This is a genomic window from Escherichia sp. TC-EC600-tetX4, assembly GCF_019356055.1.
Taxonomy (GTDB): Bacteria; Pseudomonadota; Gammaproteobacteria; order Enterobacterales; family Enterobacteriaceae.
The window spans coordinates 3,794,354-3,814,747 of sequence record NZ_CP079924.1; the positions used below are offsets into that span (position 1 = coordinate 3,794,354).

Below are 20,394 nucleotides of genomic sequence, written 5' to 3' on the forward strand. Positions count from 1 at the left end.
CGTGCATTGAGCCTGTCCACCATTCTGAGTAAACGCCTTTTCTCAAAGAAGTGACCGCCAGGGCGGCCACCTTTAATCGTGGGCAGTTACTCAGCATCATTTACAGGGTCATTTAAACCCTTTCTGCTGCTTTATCAGCTCATATGCCTGCTGAATTTCCTGCGCTTTCTGCTTCGCCATCTCCATCATCTCAGGCGGCAAACCTTTCGCCACCAGCTTATCGGGATGGTGTTCACTCATCAGCTTACGGTAGGCACGTTTGATGGTGGTCGCATCATCCGTCGGCTTCACGCCCAGCACATTACAGGCATCTTCCAGCGTTGGGCCACGCTGCGCTTGCTGCCAGTTACCACCGCCAGTTTGCTGCTGATAACCGCCGCCAAACTGTGCACCGCCCTGCATCATGCGCAAAAACTGGTCAAACTGAGCGCGGGAGATCCCTAATTCTTCTGCAATGACATACAGCACCGCCCGTTCATTCGGGTGCAGTGAACCATCAGCAAACGCCGCCTGAATCTGGATCTCCAGAAACATACGAATTAAGTCAAAACGACCAAAGCAGACACTGCGAAACTGGCGCATCTTTTCGCGCAGCGGGTAATTGTCTGATTTTCCCACCCGGAACGCATTTTGCGCCGCAGTACGGGAAGCGCCATGAAGATTCATTCGGTCCATCAACTGGCTGGCGATATGAATATCAGCCTCCGTGACGCGACCTTTGGATTTGGTTAAATGCCCCATCACTTCAAAAGTGGTGGCAAAAAACAGCGCCTGACGCTCACGCTGGTTGGCGAACCACGCCATTTTACGGCTACGGGCTTTATCAAACATATGGCCAATTAACAGGCCTAACACTACGCCCCAAAAGCCGCCGCCCATCAGTAAGGCCACGGCCACGCCAATGATTTTTCCCCAATACTGCATATATTCCCCAAATCGACACACGGATATCAGGGCTATCTCCCACAATATAAAGGTGCTTTTACCGTTTTCCGGCTGCGGTCAATTGTGGGACATCGCCTATAATTTGCATTATCATACCTGTCATTCAATGCCGTGCCTAACACCACTGACGCTATTCGGACAGGATTAACACTAGCGTAGAGATGACGAGTACGTTAGTCTCTGACCGTTTGTCACGCGCAACGTTACCGATGATGGAACAATAAAATCAACGTATGAAAAAACGTATCCCCACTCTCCTGGCCACCATGATTGCCACCGCCCTTTATAGTCAACAGGGACTGGCAGCCGACCTCGCCTCACAGTGCATGTTGGGCGTGCCAAGCTATGACCGTCCTCTGGTACAGGGCGATACCAATGACTTACCCGTGACTATCAATGCTGACCACGCGAAAGGGGACTACCCGGATGACGCCGTGTTTACTGGCAGCGTGGATATCATGCAGGGTAACAGCCGTCTGCAGGCCGACGAAGTGCAGCTCCATCAAAAAGAGGCACCAGGACAACCGGAGCCGGTACGTACCGTTGATGCGCTCGGTAATGTCCATTACGACGATAACCAGGTGATCCTCAAAGGGCCGAAAGGCTGGGCGAATCTGAACACCAAAGATACCAACGTCTGGGAAGGTGATTACCAGATGGTGGGTCGCCAGGGTCGCGGTAAAGCGGACCTGATGAAACAACGTGGCGAAAACCGCTATACCATTCTGGATAACGGTAGCTTTACCTCCTGTCTGCCGGGTTCTGACACCTGGAGCGTGGTAGGTAGCGAAATTATTCATGACCGCGAAGAACAAGTTGCGGAGATCTGGAACGCCCGCTTTAAGGTGGGTCCGGTACCGATCTTTTATAGCCCCTATTTGCAGTTGCCGGTGGGTGACAAACGTCGCTCTGGTTTCTTGATCCCGAACGCCAAGTACACCACCACCAACTACTTTGAGTTCTACCTGCCATATTACTGGAACATCGCGCCAAATATGGATGCCACCATCACGCCGCATTATATGCATCGTCGTGGCAACATCATGTGGGAGAACGAATTCCGCTACCTCTCCCAGGCGGGCGCTGGCTTGATGGAACTGGACTATCTGCCTTCAGATAAAGTCTATGAAGATGAACACCCGAACGATGACAGTTCACGTCGTTGGTTATTCTACTGGAACCACTCCGGGGTCATGGATCAGGTGTGGCGTTTCAACGTCGACTACACCAAGGTCAGCGATCCTAGCTACTTCAATGATTTCGATAACAAGTACGGTTCCAGTACTGACGGCTACGCAACGCAAAAATTCAGCGTTGGCTATGCGGTGCAAAACTTCAATGCCACCGTTTCAACCAAGCAGTTCCAGGTTTTCAGCGAACAGAACACCAGTAGCTACTCGGCAGAGCCGCAGTTAGACGTTAATTACTACCAGAATGATGTTGGTCCGTTTGATACGCGTATTTACGGCCAGGCAGTGCACTTTGTTAACACCAGAGACGACATGCCTGAAGCAACCCGTGTTCACCTGGAACCGACCATCAATTTGCCGCTCTCTAATAACTGGGGCAGCATCAATACCGAAGCGAAGTTGCTGGCAACCCATTATCAGCAAACCAATCTTGACTGGTATAACTCCAGAAACACGACCAAGCTGGACGAATCCGTTAACCGCGTAATGCCGCAATTCAAAGTTGACGGCAAAATGGTCTTTGAACGCGATATGGAAATGCTGGCTCCGGGTTATACCCAAACGCTGGAACCGCGCGCGCAGTATTTGTACGTGCCGTATCGCGATCAGAGCGACATCTATAACTACGACTCGTCTCTGCTGCAATCTGACTACTCTGGCCTGTTCCGGGACCGGACTTACGGCGGTCTTGACCGTATTGCCTCCGCTAACCAGGTGACGACCGGTGTCACATCTCGCATATATGATGATGCTGCCGTTGAACGTTTTAATATTTCCGTTGGTCAAATCTACTATTTCACGGAGTCTCGCACTGGCGATGACAACATAACATGGGAGAATGACGACAAAACGGGTTCACTGGTGTGGGCAGGCGATACTTACTGGCGTATCTCCGAGCGTTGGGGATTGCGTGGCGGGATTCAGTACGATACACGTCTGGATAACGTAGCGACCAGTAACTCCAGCATTGAATACCGTCGGGATGAAGACCGTCTGGTACAGCTGAATTACCGTTACGCCAGCCCGGAATATATTCAGGCTACGCTGCCTAAGTACTATTCCACTGCTGAGCAATATAAGAATGGTATTTCGCAGGTAGGTGCTGTCGCCAGCTGGCCAATTGCCGATCGTTGGTCCATTGTTGGGGCCTACTACTACGACACCAATGCTAACAAGCAAGCCGACTCTATGTTAGGTGTGCAATACAGCTCCTGCTGCTATGCAATTCGCGTCGGTTACGAGCGGAAGCTGAACGGTTGGGATAACGATAAACAACATGCGGTATATGACAACGCAATCGGCTTTAACATCGAACTTCGCGGCCTGAGCTCCAACTACGGTCTGGGTACGCAAGAGATGCTGCGTTCGAACATTCTGCCGTATCAAAACACTTTGTGATTTGTTGATTTACCACGTAATCCGCAGTGCGGTTAATTGAAATGGAAAAAGTATGAAGAACTGGAAAACGCTGCTTCTCGGTATCGCCATGATCGCGAATACCAGTTTCGCTGCCCCCCAGGTAGTCGATAAAGTCGCAGCCGTCGTCAATAACGGCGTCGTGCTGGAAAGCGACGTTGATGGATTAATGCAGTCGGTAAAACTGAACGCTGCTCAGGCAAGGCAGCAACTTCCTGATGACGCGACGCTGCGCCACCAAATCATGGAACGTTTGATCATGGATCAAATCATCCTGCAGATGGGGCAGAAAATGGGAGTGAAAATCTCCGATGAGCAGCTGGATCAGGCGATTGCTAACATCGCGAAACAGAACAACATGACGCTGGATCAGATGCGCAGCCGTCTGGCTTACGATGGACTGAACTACAACACCTATCGTAACCAGATCCGCAAAGAGATGATTATCTCTGAAGTGCGTAACAACGAGGTGCGTCGTCGCATCACCATCCTGCCGCAGGAAGTCGAATCCCTGGCGCAGCAGGTGGGTAACCAAAACGACGCCAGCACTGAGCTGAACCTGAGCCACATCCTGATCCCGCTGCCGGAAAACCCGACCTCTGATCAGGTGAACGAAGCGGAAAGCCAGGCGCGCGCCATTGTCGATCAGGCGCGTAACGGCGCTGATTTCGGTAAGCTGGCGATTGCTCATTCTGCCGACCAGCAGGCGCTGAACGGCGGCCAGATGGGCTGGGGCCGTATTCAGGAGTTGCCCGGGATCTTCGCCCAGGCATTAAGCACCGCGAAGAAAGGCGACATTGTTGGCCCGATTCGTTCCGGCGTTGGCTTCCATATTCTGAAAGTTAACGACCTGCGCGGCGAAAGCAAAAATATCTCGGTGACCGAAGTTCATGCTCGCCATATTCTGCTGAAACCGTCGCCGATCATGACTGACGAACAGGCCCGTGTGAAACTGGAACAGATTGCTGCTGATATCAAGAGTGGTAAAACGACTTTTGCTGCCGCAGCGAAAGAGTTCTCTCAGGATCCAGGCTCTGCTAACCAGGGCGGCGATCTCGGCTGGGCTACACCAGATATTTTCGATCCGGCCTTCCGTGACGCCCTGACTCGCCTGAACAAAGGTCAAATGAGTGCACCGGTTCACTCTTCATTCGGCTGGCATTTAATCGAACTGCTGGATACCCGTAATGTCGATAAAACCGACGCTGCGCAGAAAGATCGTGCATACCGCATGCTGATGAACCGTAAGTTCTCGGAAGAAGCAGCAAGCTGGATGCAGGAACAACGTGCCAGCGCCTACGTTAAAATCCTGAGCAACTAATGGTTAAAACCCAACGTGTTGTGATCACTCCCGGCGAGCCCGCCGGGATTGGCCCGGACTTAGTTGTCCAGCTTGCACAGCGTGAGTGGCCGGTCGAACTGGTTGTTTGTGCCGATGCCACTCTCCTTACCAACCGGGCAGCGATGCTCGGTTTGCCGCTCACCCTCCGCCCTTATTCCCCCAACTCCCCTGCACAACCGCAAACTGCGGGCACATTAACGCTACTTCCTGTCGCGCTACGTGCACCTGTCACTGCGGGGCAGTTAGCGGTTGAAAATGGGCATTATGTGGTGGAAACGCTGGCGCGAGCGTGCGATGGTTGTCTGAACGGCGAATTTGCCGCGCTGATCACAGGTCCGGTGCATAAAGGCGTTATTAACGACGCTGGCATTCCTTTTACCGGTCATACCGAGTTTTTCGAAGAGCGTTCGCAGGCGAAAAAGGTGGTGATGATGCTGGCGACCGAAGAACTTCGCGTGGCGCTGGCAACGACGCATTTACCGCTGCGCGATATCGCAGACGCTATCACCCCTGCACTTTTGCACGAAGTGATTGCTATTTTGCATCACGATTTGCGGACCAAATTTGGTATTGCCGAACCGCGCATTCTGGTCTGCGGGCTGAATCCGCACGCGGGCGAAGGCGGTCATATGGGTACGGAAGAGATAGACACCATTATTCCGGTGCTCAATGAGCTGCGGGCGCAGGGGATGAAACTCAACGGGCCGCTGCCTGCCGATACCCTGTTTCAGCCGAAATATCTTGATAACGCCGACGCCGTGCTGGCGATGTACCACGATCAGGGTCTTCCCGTGCTAAAATACCAGGGCTTCGGGCGCGGTGTGAACATTACGCTGGGCCTGCCCTTTATTCGCACATCAGTGGACCACGGCACCGCGCTTGAACTGGCGGGACGTGGCAAAGCCGATGTCGGCAGTTTTATTACGGCGCTTAATCTCGCCATCAAAATGATTGTTAACACCCAATGAATAATCGAGTCCACCAGGGCCACTTAGCCCGTAAACGCTTCGGGCAAAACTTTCTCAACGATCAGTTCGTGATCGACAGTATTGTGTCTGCCATTAACCCGCAAAAGGGCCAGGCGATGGTCGAAATCGGCCCCGGTCTGGCGGCATTGACCGAACCGGTCGGCGAACGTCTGGACCAGCTGACGGTCATCGAACTTGACCGCGATCTGGCGGCACGTCTGCAAACGCATCCATTCTTAGGCCCGAAACTGACGATTTATCAGCAGGATGCGATGACCTTTAACTTTGGTGAACTGGCCGAGAAAATGGGTCAGCCGCTGCGTGTTTTCGGCAACCTGCCTTATAACATCTCCACGCCGTTGATGTTCCATCTGTTTAGCTATACTGATGCCATTGCCGACATGCACTTTATGTTGCAAAAAGAGGTGGTGAATCGTCTGGTTGCAGGACCGAACAGCAAAGCGTATGGTCGATTAAGCGTCATGGCGCAATACTATTGCAATGTGATCCCGGTACTGGAAGTACCGCCGTCAGCCTTTACACCACCACCCAAAGTGGATTCCGCCGTCGTGCGCCTGGTTCCTCATGCAACGATGCCTCACCCGGTTAAAGATGTTCGTGTGTTGAGCCGCATCACCACCGAAGCCTTTAACCAGCGTCGTAAAACCATTCGTAACAGCCTCGGCAACCTGTTTAGCGTCGAGGTGTTAACGGGAATGGGGATCGACCCGGCGATGCGAGCGGAAAATATCTCTGTCGCGCAATATTGCCAGATGGCGAACTATCTGGCGGAGAACGCGCCTTTGCAGGAGAGTTAACGATGATCAATTCGCCCCGAGTGTGTATTCAGGTTCAAAGCGTCTACATTGAGGCTCAATCTTCACCTGATAATGAACGTTACGTTTTTGCTTATACCGTAACCATACGCAATCTGGGGCGAGCGCCAGTGCAGTTGTTGGGGCGTTACTGGCTGATCACCAATGGCAATGGCCGTGAAACCGAAGTCCAGGGCGAAGGAGTGGTTGGCGTCCAGCCACTTATCGCGCCTGGCGAAGAGTACCAGTACACCAGCGGTGCAATCATTGAAACCCCGCTGGGCACCATGCAGGGTCACTACGAAATGATCGATGAAAATGGCGTCCCTTTCAGCATCGACATTCCCGTATTCCGACTCGCCGTTCCCACACTCATTCATTAAAAGAATATGGCGACATACCTTATTGGCGACGTTCATGGTTGTTACGATGAACTGATCGCATTGCTGCATAAAGTAGAATTTACCCCTGGGAAAGATACCCTCTGGCTGACGGGCGATCTGGTCGCGCGCGGGCCGGGTTCGCTGGATGTTCTGCGCTATGTGAAATCCTTAGGCGACAGCGTACGTCTGGTGCTGGGCAATCACGATCTGCATCTGCTGGCGGTATTTGCCGGGATCAGCCGCAATAAACCGAAAGATCGCCTGACACCGCTGCTGGAAGCGCCGGATGCCGACGAGCTGCTTAACTGGCTGCGGCGCCAGCCTCTGCTGCAAATCGACGAAGAGAAAAAGCTGGTGATGGCCCACGCAGGGATCACGCCGCAGTGGGATCTGCAGACCGCCAAAGAGTGCGCACGCGATGTAGAAGCGGTGCTATCGAGTGACTCCTATCCCTTCTTTCTTGATGCCATGTACGGCGATATGCCAAATAACTGGTCACCGGAATTGCGGGGGCTGGGAAGACTGCGTTTTATCACCAACGCTTTTACCCGTATGCGTTTTTGCTTCCCGAACGGTCAACTGGATATGTACAGCAAAGAATCGCCGGAAGAGGCCCCTGCCCCACTGAAACCGTGGTTTGCGATTCCTGGCCCTGTCGCTGAAGAATACAGCATCGCCTTTGGTCACTGGGCATCGCTGGAGGGCAAAGGTACGCCGGAAGGTATATACGCGCTGGATACCGGCTGCTGCTGGGGTGGTACATTAACCTGCCTGCGCTGGGAAGATAAACAGTATTTTGTCCAGCCGTCGAACCGGCATAAGGATTTGGGCGAAGCGGCGGCGTCTTAAACACAGCCTGATATAGGAAGGCCGGATAAGACGCGACCGGCGTCGCATCCGGCGCTAGCCGTAAATTCTATACAAAATTACCGCCGCTCCAGAATCTCAAAGCAATAGCTGTGAGAGTTCTGCGCATCAGCATCGTGGAATTCGCTGAATACCGATTCCCAGTCATCCGGCTCGTAATCCGGGAAATGGGTGTCGCCTTCCACTTCTGCGTCGATATGCGTCAGATACAGTTTTTGCGCTTTTGGCAAGAACTGTTCATAAACGCGACCGCCGCCAATCACCATGATTTCTGGTACGTCACCACACGCCGCGATGGCTTCATCCACCGACTTCACCCACGTTACGCGATCGTCCGTACCCGGTTGACTGCTGAGGATAATATTTTTGCGTCCTGGCAACGGACGACCGATTGATTCCCAGGTATGGCGGCCCATAATCACGGGTTTATTTAAGGTGTTGCGTTTAAACCAGGCGAGATCGGCAGGCAGGTTCCACGGCATGGCGTTTTCCATGCCGATAACGCGATCTACCGCTAACGCCGCAATCAGACTGATCATTGAGATTTCCCGATAAAAAAAATTGTCGCCACTATACGTAAAGCGTAAACCGTCGTCGACTGGTGCGAGGATGATGTTGAGGAAAATTTTATATTCTGCTGGCGAGTCCACGCTCTCTCCCTGGACTCGCCGCATTACAATGAAACAAAAACAAACAGTTAGCTGTAAAGTGTGATTTACGTCACTCTTTATTAGGATGAGGGTTTCGTTTCCGGTTCATCCGCCATGTTGCCGGTATGTTTACCTTCTTCGGTTCCCTGCCAGCCATGTCGTTGAATTAATGACAGATGTTCGCGGTCCTCGGTAATGATCTCACTTAACATCGCGCTGGTGCGTTTATAGACCGCCGCGCGGGCTTTGGTGTCGTTCTCAACCATTGCCATCTCTTCCACCATCTGAATATTAAAGCGGCGGAACACATCGGCACGTTCTCGCGCTTCATACGGCCCCAGACCTAAACTTTCCAGTGCCAGACGCCCGGTTTTCAGCGCACCTTCGAAGGTTTCACGCTCCGGCTTTTCAACGCCTGCCTGACGCAAACGAATGTAGTGGTCGACATCGCGGGCGCGGGCAATAATCTGCAAATGCGGGAAATGTTCTTTCACCATCTCTGTCAGTTGCAGGTTGGTTTGCGGATCGTCGATGGCGTTAATCAGCACTTCCGCTTTCGCCGCTCCGGCAGATTCCAGTAAATCCATCCGCGTGGCATCGCCATAAAACACTTTCATACCAAATTTACGCAAGGTTTCGATATGGTCCGGATCGTGATCGAGTACCACCATTTTCACCCCGCTGGAGAGCAGTAAACGTCCGGTAATCTGCCCAAAACGACCGAATCCGGCGATAATCACGCGCGGCTGTTCTTCGTCGATCTCATCGGCTTCACGCGCTTCCTCAGTAGAAGATTGCTCAAGGCGATTGAGGATCACCAGCAGAATCGGCGTTGCTGCCATCGACAGCGCCACCGCCAGGGTCAGCGATTTCGCCCACTCCGGCTCCAGCACATTCGCCATCTGCGCCGCGCCAAATACCACAAAGGCAAACTCACTGCCCTGCCCTAACAACACCGCAAACCAACGACGCTGTTTATTTGGCACTTGCAACGGTCGGGCAATCAGCCACAGCATGGCGATTTTGATGATGAGGAAACCGAGCAGCAAAATGACAATGCGCAATGGGTTTTCAAGCAGCGTGCCAAAGTCTATCGACATGCCAACACCGATGAAAAACAGCCCCAACAGCAAACCTTTAAATGGTTCGATATCGCTCTCCAGCGCATGACGGTATTCCGAGCTTGCCAGCAGTACGCCCGCCAGAAACGCGCCCATCGCCATCGACAAGCCGACCTCTTCCAGCAGCAAACCAAAGCCAAACACGAGGAATAACGCCACGGCACTAAACACTTCCCGCAAGCCAGAGCGGGCTACAAAACGCAGCGCCGGACGCGTGACATAGCGCCCCAGCAATACCACCAGCACCAGCGCACCCGCCACTTTTAACGCCGAGAGAGCAAATGCGCCCATCGTCGTCGAGGCACTGCTCGTTGCCAGTAGCGGAATCATCGCCACCAGCGGGATCGCCGCGATATCCTGGAACAGCAGCACCGCAAAGGCACTGCGACCCATTTGCGTCACCATCAGATTGCGTTCATTCATCGCCTGCATGGCAATCGCCGTAGAGGAGAGCGCCAGCGTCATGCCGATCAATTCCGCGACCTGCCAGCGCAGCCCAAGTAACATGCAGAACAGCCCCAGCAGGCCGCCGCAAATCACCATCTGCAATGCGCCACAGCCGAACACTGCCGCACGCAGCTTCCACAGCCTTTGTGGATCGAGTTCGAGGCCGATAATAAACAGCATCAGCACCACCCCAATCTCGGCAAAGTGCAGAATAGATTCGGCATCGGTCACCAGTCGCAGCCCCCACGGGCCAATAATGCAGCCGGCGATCAGGTAGCCAAGTACCGATCCCAGACCAAGACGTACCGCAATGGGTACAATCAGCGCTGCCGAACCGAGATAAATCAGCGCCTGAATCAGCGTATGGCTATCCATGATGGGCCTCCTGCCATTCCAGCAGACGTTGCTTATAGTGACGCGCCTGCCCTTCGAGGGTTTCGTCGTCACAAATAAAGGTGCAGTGCATGGCAAACGGTGGCAGCCAGTTCAGCCCGCAGTAGATTGCCGTCGCCTGTAGCGGCTGCGACAGCACATCAAAGCCCGGATGCGCACCAATTTCAAAATGGCTTTCCCCGCCGCCGGTCGTCACCGCCCACAGCAAATGTTTGCCATGCAGCGCCGTGCCGCCATGACCGTAAGCCCAGCCGTGGGAGAAAACTTTATCGATCCAAAGTTTGAGGAGCGGAGGAATGCTGTACCACTGCATCGGATGCTGCCAGACGATCAGATCGGCGCGAGACAGCGCCTCCTGCTCGGCGGCAATATCGATATTGAAGTCAGGATAGAGTTGATAAAGAGAGCGAATTTCGACGCCTTCCAGCGTCCTTGCCTGTTCAAGCATCCGTTTATTCGCATGGGAATGATGCGGATACGGATGCGCATAAATTATAAGAATCATAGGTAGCCCGCGTGATTACGCCTTTGTTTTCCCACAAAGTGTAGTCATATATTCACGCGGCTTATAGTCAATAATATTGATTCAGAAAAGAGAGAAATCTGAACAATTTACCCCATTCTCTGCCCGCGGATCGTCATATTGCTGGTCTGCGCCAGTGACATCCCTCGAGTCTCCGGGGCAAACGCTACGGAAATCAACAAGCCAAACAGCGAGATACCCGCCCCCATTAGCATCGTGTTACTGATACCGTAATTATTGATAAAGATCGGTAGTGCCCAGGTCGAAACAATGGTGCCAATACGACTTAAGGACATAATCACGCCCACGGCAGAGGCGCGGATATCTGTCGGGAAGAGTTCATTAGGATAGAGCCACTGCAAATTACCCGGCCCGCCAGAGAAAAAGGCATACACCGCAAAGGCCATCACTACCAGCCAGATCCCCATATCCGGGATTAGCCCCAAAACCGCCAGCGCCAGCGTCATCATGGCAAAGCTGCCAATCAACAATGGACGCCGTCCGGCAGTGTTTAACCACAGCATCGGCGGAATACAGCCGAGCATAAAGAACAGGCTAATCACCACATTCCCTAGTGCCGCGTTTTTGCCAACCCCCAATCCCAACAAACCAACGATTTGCGGGCCAAAGGTGTAAATGGCGAACATTGGGATCACCTGGCAGGTCCAGATGGCGGCAACAAACAGAACAAAAGGAAAATGGCGGCGATTAAACAGATCGCGAAAACGGGTTTGCTGCGGCTGCTCTTCATCGAAAGCCACCGGTTCGCCAAACAGTTTGATCATCATCTCTTCGCACTCTTTTACTCGCCCTTTGCGTAATAACCAGCGGGGAGATTCAGGCAGTTCGAATCGACCAATCAAAATCAACAAACAGGGGATCGCCGCGCTACCCAGCATCCAGCGCCAGCCGCCTTCCACATCATAAAGCCAGTAGCCGACCAGATCGGCACAGGTCGCGCCGACATACCACATCGCGGCAATAAAGCTGATGGAAAACGCCCGCTGACGGGTACTGGAGAACTCGGTGATCATTGAGGTGGCGATGGGATAATCTGCACCGATGACAATGCCGATAAGTACCCGCATCACCAACAGTTCGACGGGGGATGAAACAAACATCGTCGCCACCGATATCACGCCGATGGCGATGATATCAATGAGGAACATTTTGCGCCGTCCGACTTTATCGGAAATATAACCAAACAGCGATGTGCCAACGAACAGCCCGGCGAGCGTTCCCGCGCCCAGCAAGCCAATCCAGTCAGCGTCCAGTTTCAGCGCCGGCGTCAGTTGCTCCAGCGCCACGCCAATCATTACCAGTACATAACCATCCAGAAACGGACCACCGCTTCCCCACAGCAAAATGCGGCGGTGAATAGAGGAGAATTTGAGATCGTCAAAGTTTCTGGACGGTTGCATGGTTATTCCTGTTTTTTGCAATGAGAGTCAGTGCGGCGTTACGTATCAAACCAACATCAGCCGTAACGGAACTCCACACCAAAGGTGCCGCGCGGGTATTCCCACTGTTCCAGCGCCGACCCCAGCCCCAGAATGCGACAGGTGCCGCACTCCAGACATCCGGCGTAATCGAAGCGCACACTGCCGTCATCCTGCTTCTTGTACAGACCTGCGGGGCACGCTTTCACCAGCAGCTCCAGCGCCTGTTTATCAGCATCGGCCTTCACAACAATGTGCGGATGCTCTTCATCGACATTGAATTTATTGACGCCCAGTTTGACGTCCACATTGACGGGAGAAGTCATAAAACGGTCACTCCTTTCATGCCATCCTTGATTAGATTGATGAAGCCCACTTTCTTGCCGTGGCGGAGGATTTTCTTGCGCATCAGTTCCGGCGCGCTGCCATCAATGGTGAACAGGTCACGCGCCACACCCACCGCCAGCTCCGGGTAGCCGCTAAACATGCGTGGGTTATCAAGGAACGCCGGTAGTTTCTGGTACATACGCATATCGCGCAGCGGACCACTCTCAAGATGCTGACGATATTCCGCCAGTTTTTGCTTACTGAAATCGTCGCTTTTCATCGCTGAAAGCACGGTTTTTGCTGCGGCTTCCCCGGCGGCAATCGCCAGATCCATACCGCGAATGGTAAAACCGAGGTTCATACACATTCCGGCGGCATCACCGGCAATCAATACGCCGTCACCAACCAACTCCGGCAGCATGTTGATGCCTGCTTCCGGCACTACGTGAGCGGAATATTCCACCAGCTTGCCGCCCGCGATCAGCGGTGCAACGGCCGGATGCTGTTTGAAATCTTCCAGCATTTGCGGCACCGATTTTTTCGCGTCATGCAGATGATGCAAACCACAAACCAGCCCCAGCGACAGGGTGTTTTCATTGGTATAAAGGAAGCCGCCGCCCATCAGGCCATCGGTGGGTGATCCCGCAAACAGGCAAGCCGCCCCCTGATTACCCTGCAACTGAAAACGGTCTTCAATAACCGACTTCGGTAACTCGATCAGTTCCTTCACGCCAACCGCCACATCCGTCGGTTTGACGCGTTTTGCCATCCCCAATTTTTCGGCAAGGATGGAGTTCACCCCATCAGCAAGGATCACCGTTTTCGCTTCAATCACATCGCCATCGGCTTCTACACCGACGACTTTGCCATCGCGCTGTACGAGGTTATCGACGCGGATCCCGGTAATTAACTGCGCGCCCGCTTCTTCGGCCTGCTCCATCAGCCAGGCATCAAATTTACTGCGCAAAACGGAGTAAGAACGCTGGGATGGCGAGGTTTCGTCACCATTGCAGTAGTCCATAGTCATCGCTGACTTTTCCGTCATAAACGCGAGTTTTTCATGGGTGATCAGGCGTTCTACGGGGGCGGAGTCGGCGAAACCAGGAATAATGTGTTCCAGACTGTGGGCATAGAGACGCCCGCCGGTGACGTTCTTGGCACCTGCGGAATTGCCACGCTCGATAACTAACACTTGCGCACCTTCGCGGGCGAGCACCAGTGCGGCAACCGAACCGGCAAGCCCTGCACCGACGATGATGGCGTCAAAGATATCTTCGGACATAAGAGCTCCCTGTCAGCGGCAGGGCCAAAATGCAGCCCTGCCAGAGTGGATCAACGCGCTAAAGCTGCGGTCAGCGCCGGAAGGATCTTCACGGCGTCGCCAACAATGCCGTAATCCGCGTACTGGAAGATCGGCGCATTTTTATCTTTATTGATGGCGAAAATGGTTTGCGACGCGTTAGCGCCAACCATGTGCTGGATCTGCCCGGAGATCCCCACCGCCAGGTACAGTTCAGGTTTCAGCATCAGGTTGGAGATACCGACATAGCGTTCGTGCTCCATCCATTTTTCGTTTTCCGCCACCGGACGAGAACAGGCCAACTCCGCACCTATCGCCTTGCAAAGCTGTTCTGCCAGCGCAATGTTCTCTTTGCTGCCAATACCGCGACCGACGCTGACCACCAGACGGGCTTTGTCGAGATCGACGCTGTTGCTCTGGCGCGCCTGGGTTGCCGTGCGGGTAATCGCCACAGCCGGAGCCTGCCACTCCACGGTGTGCGTTTCGCCAGTGCGTGACGCGTCTGGCTGAGCCGCATCGAACGTGCCGCTGCTGATGGTCAGTACCGCATACGGCGTGGCAATGCGTTCTTCGCCAATCGCCAGACCACCGTAAACCATGTGTTTCACTGTCGCTTTACCGTCCTGTACGCTGACGGTGCTGGCATCGTTAGACACCGCCGCTTTAAGGCGATAACCCAGTTTTGCCGCCAGTAATTTGCCGCGACGGGTGTTTGGCAGCAGCACCAGGCCGTCTGCGCCGTGCTGGCGAATAGTGTCAGCCATGACACCGGCGTAATCTTCGATCATCCGATCGTCCGGTTTGCCGTTTAATTTCCAGACATGATTAGCGCCGAGCTGGATTGCCTGTGCGCCGTCGGCATCATTGAGGACAAAGGTGTTGATTTGATTAGCTAAAGCCTGCGCACCGTTCATCAGTTCCGGCAGACGAGAAGGGGTATCGCTGAATACCCAGACTTGAGAAAACGTGTTCATAGCATCCCCTGTAATTAAATGACTTTGCGAAGATTTTCAGCAAATGCGGCGATCTGTTCTTCGCCGTCGCCTTCAATCACGATGCGCTGACGTTCGCGCTGTTTCGGCGCGGCAACCTGTTGTTCTGACCAGGCTGCCTCTGCGTTAAAACCAATATCCGCCGCCGACCATACCTGGACGGGCTTTTTCGCCGCGCCGAGAATGGCTTTCATCGAAGGAATTTGTGGGGAGTTGATATCAGTGGAAACAGCAACAACCGCAGGCAGCGGAATGCTTAAGGTTTCGGTTTCATCTTCCAGTTCGCGCTCAACGGTGAGGGTATCTGCCGTCAGGGAGATAATTTTGCTGACGCCGTTAACTGCCGGAATATTGAGGATTTCGCCCACCAGCAGACCAACCTGCTGGGCATAAAGGTCGGAAGAACCATCGCCACAGAGGATCAGATCAAAGCCTGCTTTCTGGGCGGCTGCAGCCAGTGCGCTCGCCGTTTGTTGCGGCAGTGCCTGCTCGAACTGGTCATCAATCACCACAATCAGTTCATCCGGGCCGCGCGATAGCACATCTTTACGCCCTTTGGCGTTGGTCAGGGCTTTACCGCCCACACTTAAGGCTGTCACCTGCGCCTCTGCTGCCTGTTGCTTTAGCTGGCAAGCCGCTTCAATAGCGTTGAGATCGTATTGGCTTATTTTGGCATCGGCTTTGCTGAAGTCTAATGAACCATCAGCATTATTGACCGCAATATCCTGTTCATCAGGCACGCACTTATAGCAAGTAATAATCTTCATTGCATCTCCAGAAATCATGAAGGAAACGTCGTTCATATCGGTGGTGTTAATTACAGATATCACGCCCTTTAATTTTGAAATAAAACTTTAATCACCAATATTGAAAATGTCACACGCAGATAAATCCAACTTTCAATATTGTTAAGTTCCTCACCAATATTGAAAACACGGCGTAGCAAAAAGAAATTTTCAATATTGTTTTATGGATCACCAATATTGAAAGTCAGATGTTATTTTTTACTCACAACAGAGCATAACAAACTGATTATTAATCAAAATTAACGAAAAAACGCCCTCTATTCACCCGAAACAAAAATGTGATACCAATCACAGAATACAGCTTATTGAATACCCATTATGAGTTAGCCATTAACGCGTCCACGAGGTTAATAATAATTATATTAAATGTTAACAAAAATAAAACAAACGGGAACGCAAAATAAATATTCGTTTTCACAGTGGAATTAACTCATGAAGAATGAAAAGAGAAAAACGGGAATAGAACCGAAGGTTTTCTTTCCGCCGTTAATAATCGTCGGCATACTTTGTTGGCTTACAGTCAGAGATCTGGATGCAGCGAATGTCGTTATTAATGCTGTATTCAGTTACGTCACCAATGTATGGGGATGGGCATTTGAATGGTATATGGTGGTGATGCTTTTCGGTTGGTTCTGGCTGGTGTTTGGCCCGTATGCCAAAAAGCGTTTAGGTAACGAACCGCCAGAATTTAGCACCGCCAGTTGGATCTTTATGATGTTCGCCTCCTGTACGTCTGCTGCCGTACTGTTCTGGGGATCGATTGAGATCTACTACTACATCTCCACCCCGCCGTTTGGCTTAGAACCGAACTCGACAGGGGCGAAAGAGTTGGGGCTGGCTTACAGCTTGTTCCACTGGGGACCTCTGCCGTGGGCCACTTACAGCTTCCTTTCAGTCGCCTTCGCTTACTTCTTCTTTGTCCGCAAAATGGAAGTGATTCGCCCCAGCTCGACACTGGTGCCGCTGGTAGGTGAAAAACACGCCAAAGGGTTGTTCGGCACTATCGTCGACAACTTCTATCTCGTCGCCTTGATCTTCGCGATGGGTACCAGTCTGGGCCTTGCCACGCCGCTGGTGACCGAGTGTATGCAATGGTTGTTTGGCATTCCGCATACCCTGCAACTGGACGCTATCATCATTACCTGCTGGATTATCCTCAACGCCATTTGCGTCGCTTGCGGTCTGCAAAAAGGGGTACGTATCGCCAGTGACGTGCGTAGTTACCTGAGCTTCCTGATGCTGGGTTGGGTGTTCATTGTCAGCGGTGCCAGCTTCATCATGAACTACTTCACCGATTCGGTGGGGATGTTGCTGATGTATCTGCCGCGCATGTTGTTCTATACCGATCCCATCGCTAAAGGCGGCTTCCCGCAGGGCTGGACCGTGTTCTACTGGGCATGGTGGGTGATTTATGCTATCCAGATGAGTATCTTCCTCGCCCGCATCTCCCGTGGTCGTACTGTGCGTGAACTGTGCTTCGGCATGGTGCTGGGGCTGACAGCGTCAACCTGGATCCTGTGGACTGTACTCGGTAGTAACACTCTGCTGTTGATAGATAAAAACATCATCAACATTCCAAATCTGATCGAACAGTACGGTGTGGCGCGCGCCATCATTGAAACCTGGGCCGCTCTGCCACTCAGCACCGCCACCATGTGGGGCTTCTTCATCCTCTGCTTTATTGCCACCGTTACGCTGGTTAACGCCTGCTCTTATACCCTGGCGATGTCCACTTGCCGCGAAGTACGCGATGGTGAAGAACCACCTCTGCTGGTGCGTATCGGTTGGTCAATTCTGGTTGGCATTATCGGTATTGTTCTGCTGGCGCTCGGCGGCCTGAAACCGATTCAAACCGCCATTATCGCCGGAGGATGCCCGCTGTTCTTCGTCAACATTATGGTGACGCTCTCCTTTATTAAAGACGCGAAACAGAACTGGAAAGATTAATTAACCCCCAAAATATCAAGAGGTTGAAAGATGGATTTTAATTTAAATGATGAGCAGGAACTGTTTGTCGCCGGTATCCGCGAACTGATGGCCAGCGAAAACTGGGAGGCCTATTTTGCCGAGTGCGACCGTGACAGCGTCTACCCGGAACGTTTTGTCAAAGCACTGGCGGATATGGGTATCGACAGTCTGCTGATCCCTGAAGAGCACGGTGGTCTGGACGCGGGGTTTGTTACTCTCGCCGCCGTGTGGATGGAGCTGGGACGTCTGGGGGCACCAACCTATGTGCTGTACCAGTTGCCGGGCGGGTTCAACACCTTCCTGCGCGAAGGCACACAAGAGCAGATCGACAAAATTATGGCTTTCCGCGGCACCGGTAAGCAGATGTGGAACTCAGCGATTACCGAACCGGGCGCGGGCTCCGACGTGGGTAGCCTGAAAACGACTTATACCCGTAGAAATGGTAAGATTTATCTTAATGGTAGTAAGTGTTTTATTACCAGCAGCGCCTACACCCCGTACATCGTGGTGATGGCGCGCGACGGGGCTTCTCCGGACAAACCTGTCTACACCGAATGGTTTGTTGATATGAGCAAACCGGGCATCAAAGTGACCAAACTTGAAAAGCTCGGTCTGCGTATGGATAGCTGCTGTGAAATCACCTTTGACGACGTGGAACTGGACGAGAAAGACATGTTCGGTCGGGAAGGTAACGGCTTTAACCGCGTCAAAGAAGAGTTCGACCATGAACGTTTCCTGGTAGCCCTCACCAACTACGGTACGGCGATGTGCGCCTTTGAAGATGCGGCGCGCTACGCCAATCAGCGCGTGCAGTTTGGCGAGGCTATTGGTCGTTTCCAGTTGATTCAGGAAAAATTCGCCCACATGGCGATCAAATTAAACTCCATGAAAAACATGCTGTATGAAGCAGCGTGGAAAGCAGACAACGGCACCATCACCTCTGGCGATGCAGCGATGTGCAAATACTTCTGCGCCAATGCGGCATTTGAAGTTGTGGATAGCGCAATGCAGGTGCTGGGCGGTGTCGGGATTGCGGGCAACCACCGCATCAGCCGCTTCTGGCGTGATCTGCGTGTAGACCGCGTCTCCGGGGGATCTGACGAAATGCAGATCCTGACGCTGGGTCGTGCGGTGCTGAAGCAATACCGCTAAGTCCGTGCGCTGCCTGATGCGACGCTGATGCGTCTTATCAGGCCTACGGGAGCACGAATGTAGGCCGGATAAAGCGTTTACGCCGCATCCGGCAGTCATGCGCTACATAAATTTTTCAGGAGCAAATAATGGATCATCTACCCATGCCGAAATTCGGGCCGTTGGCCGGATTGCGCGTTGTCTTCTCCGGTATCGAAATCGCCGGACCGTTTGCCGGGCAAATGTTCGCAGAATGGGGCGCGGAAGTTATCTGGATCGAGAACGTCGCCTGGGCCGACACCATTCGCGTTCAACCGAACTACCCGCAACTCTCCCGCCGCAATTTGCACGCGCTGTCGTTAAATATTTTCAAAGATGAAGGCCGCGAAGCGTTTCTGAAATTAATGGAAACCACCGATATCTTCATCGAAGCCAGTAAAGGTCCGGCCTTTGCCCGTCGTGGCATTACCGATGAAGTACTGTGGCAGCACAACCCGAAACTGGTTATCGCTCACCTGTCCGGTTTTGGTCAGTACGGCACCGAGGAGTACACCAATCTTCCGGCCTATAACACTATCGCCCAGGCCTTTAGTGGTTACCTGATTCAGAACGGTGATGTTGACCAGCCAATGCCTGCCTTCCCGTATACCGCCGATTACTTTTCTGGCCTGACCGCCACCACGGCGGCGCTGGCAGCACTGCATAAAGTGCGTGAAACCGGTAAAGGCGAAAGTATCGACATCGCCATGTATGAAGTGATGCTGCGTATGGGCCAGTACTTCATGATGGATTACTTCAACGGCGGCGAAATGTGCCCGCGCATGAGCAAAGGTAAAGATCCCTACTACGCCGGTTGCGGTCTGTATAAATGTGCCGACGGCTACATCGTGATGGAACTGGTGGGCATTACCCAAATTGAAGAGTGCTTTAAAGATATTGGCCTCGCACATCTGCTTGGCACGCCAGAAATCCCGGAAGGCACTCAGCTTATCCACCGTATCGAATGCCCTTACGGCCCACTGGTTGAAGAGAAACTCGATGCCTGGCTGGCGACACATACCATCGCGGAAGTAAAAGAACGCTTTGCTGAACTGAATATCGCCTGCGCCAAAGTGCTGACCGTACCGGAACTGGAAAGCAATCCACAGTATGTGGCTCGCGAATCAATCACTCAGTGGCAAACGATGGATGGTCGCACCTGCAAAGGGCCGAACATCATGCCGAAATTCAAAAATAACCCCGGACAAATCTGGCGCGGAATGCCCTCACATGGCATGGACACGGCTGCCATTTTGAAAAATATCGGCTACAGCGAAAACGACATTCAGGAGTTGGTCAGCAAAGGTCTGGCCAAAGTTGAGGACTAAACGC

The 20,394-nt window shown here is 52.8% G+C and carries 18 protein-coding genes; 9 read left to right on the forward strand and 9 right to left on the reverse strand.

What is annotated here, in order from left to right; translation table 11 throughout:
* Nucleotides 1-108: 108 nt before the first annotated feature.
* Nucleotides 109-924: a co-chaperone DjlA gene (djlA, locus tag KXD89_RS18430; protein ID WP_001200579.1), complete on the reverse strand. Its 816-nt coding sequence runs from the start codon at nucleotides 922-924 to the stop codon at nucleotides 109-111.
* A 254-nt stretch (nucleotides 925-1,178) separates the two neighbouring features.
* Between djlA and lptD the strand changes: the two genes are divergently transcribed.
* The 6 genes from lptD to apaH are packed head-to-tail and all read left to right on the forward strand — an operon-like array spanning nucleotide 1,179 to nucleotide 7,908.
* The gene (lptD, locus tag KXD89_RS18435; RefSeq protein WP_000746151.1) at nucleotides 1,179-3,533 is read left to right on the forward strand and encodes an LPS assembly protein LptD; all 2,355 of its coding nucleotides are present in this window, start codon (nucleotides 1,179-1,181) and stop codon (nucleotides 3,531-3,533) included.
* 52 nt (nucleotides 3,534-3,585) lie between these two features.
* The gene (surA, locus tag KXD89_RS18440) at nucleotides 3,586-4,872 is read left to right on the forward strand and encodes a peptidylprolyl isomerase SurA (RefSeq protein WP_000800457.1); all 1,287 of its coding nucleotides are present in this window, start codon (nucleotides 3,586-3,588) and stop codon (nucleotides 4,870-4,872) included.
* A complete protein-coding gene (gene pdxA, locus KXD89_RS18445; RefSeq protein ID WP_000241277.1) occupies nucleotides 4,872-5,861 on the forward strand; it encodes a 4-hydroxythreonine-4-phosphate dehydrogenase PdxA in 990 nt (329 codons plus the stop codon). Before surA ends, pdxA begins: the two co-directional genes overlap by 1 nt.
* The gene (gene rsmA, locus KXD89_RS18450) at nucleotides 5,858-6,679 is read left to right on the forward strand and encodes a 16S rRNA (adenine(1518)-N(6)/adenine(1519)-N(6))-dimethyltransferase RsmA (RefSeq protein WP_001065381.1); all 822 of its coding nucleotides are present in this window, start codon (nucleotides 5,858-5,860) and stop codon (nucleotides 6,677-6,679) included. The genes pdxA and rsmA overlap by 4 nt, the downstream gene beginning before the upstream one ends.
* Nucleotides 6,680-6,681: 2 nt before the next feature.
* On the forward strand, nucleotides 6,682-7,059 hold the full coding sequence (apaG, locus tag KXD89_RS18455) for a Co2+/Mg2+ efflux protein ApaG (RefSeq protein ID WP_000610901.1): 378 nt from the start codon (nucleotides 6,682-6,684) through the stop codon (nucleotides 7,057-7,059).
* Nucleotides 7,060-7,065: 6 nt separating this feature from the next.
* Nucleotides 7,066-7,908 (forward strand): bis(5'-nucleosyl)-tetraphosphatase (symmetrical) ApaH, encoded by an 843-nt coding sequence (apaH, locus tag KXD89_RS18460; protein ID WP_000257192.1) that lies wholly within the window; start codon nucleotides 7,066-7,068, stop codon nucleotides 7,906-7,908.
* A 77-nt stretch (nucleotides 7,909-7,985) separates the two neighbouring features.
* Here apaH and folA read toward each other — a convergent pair whose 3' ends face one another.
* From folA to KXD89_RS18500, 8 genes are all read right to left on the reverse strand, one after another.
* The gene (gene folA / locus KXD89_RS18465; RefSeq protein WP_000624375.1) at nucleotides 7,986-8,465 is read right to left on the reverse strand and encodes a type 3 dihydrofolate reductase; all 480 of its coding nucleotides are present in this window, start codon (nucleotides 8,463-8,465) and stop codon (nucleotides 7,986-7,988) included.
* 191 nt (nucleotides 8,466-8,656) lie between these two features.
* Nucleotides 8,657-10,519 (reverse strand): glutathione-regulated potassium-efflux system protein KefC, encoded by a 1,863-nt coding sequence (gene kefC / locus KXD89_RS18470; RefSeq protein ID WP_000377098.1) that lies wholly within the window; start codon nucleotides 10,517-10,519, stop codon nucleotides 8,657-8,659.
* Nucleotides 10,512-11,042 carry a glutathione-regulated potassium-efflux system oxidoreductase KefF gene (kefF, locus tag KXD89_RS18475; RefSeq protein ID WP_000600725.1) on the reverse strand — a complete coding sequence of 177 codons (531 nt, stop codon included), beginning with the start codon at nucleotides 11,040-11,042 and terminating at the stop codon, nucleotides 10,512-10,514. Before kefF ends, kefC begins: the two co-directional genes overlap by 8 nt.
* A 107-nt stretch (nucleotides 11,043-11,149) precedes the next feature.
* On the reverse strand, nucleotides 11,150-12,481 hold the full coding sequence (locus KXD89_RS18480) for an MFS transporter (protein WP_001183198.1): 1,332 nt from the start codon (nucleotides 12,479-12,481) through the stop codon (nucleotides 11,150-11,152).
* Nucleotides 12,482-12,537: 56 nt separating this feature from the next.
* Nucleotides 12,538-12,825: a ferredoxin-like protein FixX gene (gene fixX, locus KXD89_RS18485; protein WP_000203741.1), complete on the reverse strand. Its 288-nt coding sequence runs from the start codon at nucleotides 12,823-12,825 to the stop codon at nucleotides 12,538-12,540.
* Entirely contained in the window at nucleotides 12,822-14,108 is a 1,287-nt protein-coding gene (locus tag KXD89_RS18490; RefSeq protein ID WP_001287715.1) for an FAD-dependent oxidoreductase, read from the reverse strand. Before KXD89_RS18490 ends, fixX begins: the two co-directional genes overlap by 4 nt.
* 50 nt (nucleotides 14,109-14,158) lie before the next feature.
* Complete coding sequence (locus KXD89_RS18495; RefSeq protein WP_001091499.1) at nucleotides 14,159-15,100, reverse strand: electron transfer flavoprotein subunit alpha/FixB family protein; 942 nt, start codon at nucleotides 15,098-15,100, stop codon at nucleotides 14,159-14,161.
* A gap of 14 nt (nucleotides 15,101-15,114) precedes the next feature.
* Nucleotides 15,115-15,885, reverse strand: coding sequence for an electron transfer flavoprotein FixA (locus KXD89_RS18500; protein WP_000692204.1), 771 nt, complete (start codon nucleotides 15,883-15,885; stop codon nucleotides 15,115-15,117).
* Nucleotides 15,886-16,356: 471 nt separating this feature from the next.
* Here KXD89_RS18500 and caiT point away from each other — a divergent pair, with 471 nt between their 5' ends.
* From caiT to caiB, 3 genes are all read left to right on the forward strand, one after another.
* Nucleotides 16,357-17,871: an L-carnitine/gamma-butyrobetaine antiporter gene (gene caiT, locus KXD89_RS18505; protein WP_000787103.1), complete on the forward strand. Its 1,515-nt coding sequence runs from the start codon at nucleotides 16,357-16,359 to the stop codon at nucleotides 17,869-17,871.
* A gap of 30 nt (nucleotides 17,872-17,901) precedes the next feature.
* Nucleotides 17,902-19,044 carry a crotonobetainyl-CoA dehydrogenase gene (gene caiA, locus KXD89_RS18510; protein WP_000347117.1) on the forward strand — a complete coding sequence of 381 codons (1,143 nt, stop codon included), beginning with the start codon at nucleotides 17,902-17,904 and terminating at the stop codon, nucleotides 19,042-19,044.
* Between the two features lie 128 nt (nucleotides 19,045-19,172).
* Nucleotides 19,173-20,390 carry an L-carnitine CoA-transferase gene (gene caiB / locus KXD89_RS18515; RefSeq protein WP_000349936.1) on the forward strand — a complete coding sequence of 406 codons (1,218 nt, stop codon included), beginning with the start codon at nucleotides 19,173-19,175 and terminating at the stop codon, nucleotides 20,388-20,390.
* Nucleotides 20,391-20,394: the final 4 nt, after the last annotated feature.